This is a genomic window from Streptomyces sp. E2N166 (genome assembly GCF_003671715.1).
Classification (GTDB): Bacteria; Actinomycetota; Actinomycetes; order Streptomycetales; family Streptomycetaceae; genus Streptomyces; species Streptomyces thinghirensis.
The window spans coordinates 488393-491195 of record NZ_RAIF01000032.1 but is presented as its reverse complement, the minus strand read 5'-3'; the positions used below and the strand labels follow the sequence as shown (position 1 = coordinate 491195).

General features: G+C 74.2%; 1 protein-coding gene. It reads right to left on the bottom strand.

Translation table 11 applies throughout. From position 1 onward, the window contains the following. Nucleotides 1–533: 533 nt before the first annotated feature. On the bottom strand, nt 534–2803 hold a 2270-nt coding region (locus EBH09_RS29340), incomplete at its 5' end, for a DEAD/DEAH box helicase (protein WP_153182745.1).

The following is a 2803-nucleotide window of genomic DNA, read 5'->3' as shown; positions in this document are numbered from 1 at the left end:
CGCCTCACCGGGGAGGAGCGTCGGGTCGGAGGCGGAGGCCGCGGCAGCGGTCGCCGCGTCATCGGAGTGATCCGCCGGAGTGGCGACTGTTGTTCCGTCAGATGTTCCGTCAGATGCAACCGGCCGCCCAGCAGGGCGAGTCACTTCTTCGGGCCGGTTGGTTTCCTCCTCCGACGCGCTGCCCGCTCCGTCGTCCTCCCCCGCATGCCGTGCGGTCCGCGCGCTGCGCAGCGCCGCGCGTGCGACGTCCCCGGGGCGGGGCCGTCCGGTGCGCTCCTCCGACTCCCGATCCCGATCCCGGCCCCGGTCAGGGTTCTGGTTCTGGTGCTGGTGCTGGTGCTGGTGCTGGTTCTGGTGCTGGTGCTGGTCATGACCTTGCGCGTGCCCCGTCGCCGGCTCGCGTCCGGGGGCGTCCGCTCCGGCTCCGGCTTCGGCCCCCGCTTCCGCCTCGACGGTGGGGCCCGGCACCGCCCCCTCGCCTCGCTCGCGTGCCTCGCGCAGGGCGCGGCGGGCCTCGTCGGCGGGCCGGGGGGTCATGACGGCCTCCGCAGGGAGACCAGGTCGGACAGTTCGCGGACCGTCAGTTCGGTGAGGGCCGCCTCGCCGGAGCCGAGAACCGCGTCGGCCAGGGCGCGCTTGGACTGGAGCATCTCGGCGATGCGGTCCTCGACCGTGCCCTCGGTGATGAGGCGGTGGACCTGGACCGGCTGGGTCTGGCCGATGCGGTAGGCGCGGTCGGTGGCCTGTTCCTCGACCGCCGGATTCCACCAGCGGTCGAAGTGCACGACGTGGCCCGCGCGAGTGAGGTTCAGGCCGGTGCCGGCGGCCTTCAGGGAGAGGACGAGGACCGGCGTAGCCCCACTCTGGAAGCGGTCCACCATCTGCTCGCGCTCCGGCACCGGCGTACCGCCGTGCAGCAGGTCGACCGGGATCGCGCGGGCGGTCAGGTGGGAGGTGATGAGGCGGGCCATGCCGACGTACTGCGTGAAGACGAGCGCCGACCCGTCCTCCGCGAGGAGCGTGTCCAACAGCTCGTCGAGCAGGGCGAGTTTGCCGGAGCGGGCGGTCAGTCGCTCCGCTTGGCCCGGCGGGTGTTCCTCCTTGAGGAACAGTGCGGGGTGGTCGCAGATCTGCTTCAGCGAGGTCAGGAGCTTGAGCACCAAACCCCGGCGGCCCATGCCCTCGGCCGACTCGATGGCGAGCATCGACTCGCGCACCACCGCCTCGTACAGCGCGGCCTGCTCGCGGGTGAGCGGGACGGGGTGGTCCGTCTCGGTCTTCGGCGGCAGCTCCGGGACGATGCCCGGGTCGGACTTCTTGCGTCGCAGCAGGAAGGGACGGATCAGGCCGGCGAGGCGCTCCACCGCCTCCTCGTCCTCGCCGTTCTCCACCGCGCGCGCGTGCCGGGCGCGGAAGGACTTCAGGGGGCCGAGAAGCCCGGGGGTGGTCCAGTCGAGCAGCGCCCACAGCTCGGAGAGGTTGTTCTCCACCGGTGTGCCGGTCAGCGCCACGCGCGCGGGGGACGGGATCGTGCGCAGGGCCTTCGCCGTCGCCGAGAACGGGTTCTTGACGTGCTGCGCCTCGTCCGCGACGACCATGCCCCAGGACTGCTCGGCGAGGGTCGCCGCGGCGGACCGCATCGTGCCGTACGTGGTGAGGACGAAGCCGCCGGTCAGGTCGTCCAGGGTGCGATCGGGACCGTGGAAGCGGCGGACGGGGAGGCCGGGCGCGAACCGGGTGATCTCCCGCTGCCAGTTGCCCAGCAGCGAGGCCGGGCAGACCACCAGAGTCGGTTCGGTGCGGGCCCGCTTGAGGTGCAGGGCGATGACGGTGACCGTCTTGCCGAGGCCCATGTCGTCGGCGAGGCAGCCGCCGAGGCCGAGCGAGGTCATGAGGTCGAGCCAGGCCAGGCCGCGCAGCTGGTAGTCGCGGAGGGTGGCGTGCAGGCCGGGCGGCGGTTCGGCGGGGCGGACACCTGCCGTGAGCCGGTCGCGCAGGGCGGCCAGCGCGCCGACCGGCACCACCTCGACCGTCTCGCCGTCGGCCTCCGCGGTGCCGGTGAGGGCGACGGACAGGGCGTCGACCGGGTCGAGGAGGCCGAGGTCGCGCTTGCGGGCGCGGCGGACCAGGGCGGGGTCGACCAGCACCCACCGGTCGCGCAGCCGGACGACCGGGCGGTGGGCCTCCGCGAGGGTGTCCATCTCTGCCTCGGTGAGCGGGTCGCCGCCGATCGCCAGCTGCCAGCGGAACTGGAGGAGATCCTCGCTCTCGAAGAAGCCGGTGCCGTCGGTCGCGGATCCGGGCGCGGGCCGGACCACCGCGGTCGCGGTGAGATCCTGGGCCAGGTCGCGGGGCCAGTGCACGGCGACCCCGGCGGCGGAGAGCCGGCCGGCCGCCACGCCCAGCAGGTCGATGACCTCCTCCTCGGAGAGGCTGAGGACGTCGGGCACGTCCTGCTCGGTGAGCCGGTCGAGCGGCGGCCAGACCCGCGCGGCCCGCCGCACCCCGAGAGCGGCGTCCACGCGCGCGCGGGGACCGAACGCCGCGTCGGCCGCTTCCGACCACAGGTCCGCCGCGTCGGCCACGAGGGTGGGGTCGGCGAGGCTGTGCACCTGGACGACAGCCGCCCCAGCGCTGCGCGCGCCGCCGTTGCCCTCGTCGTCCCCGTCGAACAGGTCGTACGCCGACAGATCCAGACGCAGCGAGATCCGCACGCCCGCGTCCATGCCGGCGGCGACCTCCGCGGCCCAGTCGTGGGCTTCCGGCAGGCGTTGCGCCGCGCGCGCGGCGAAGGGCCGGCCCG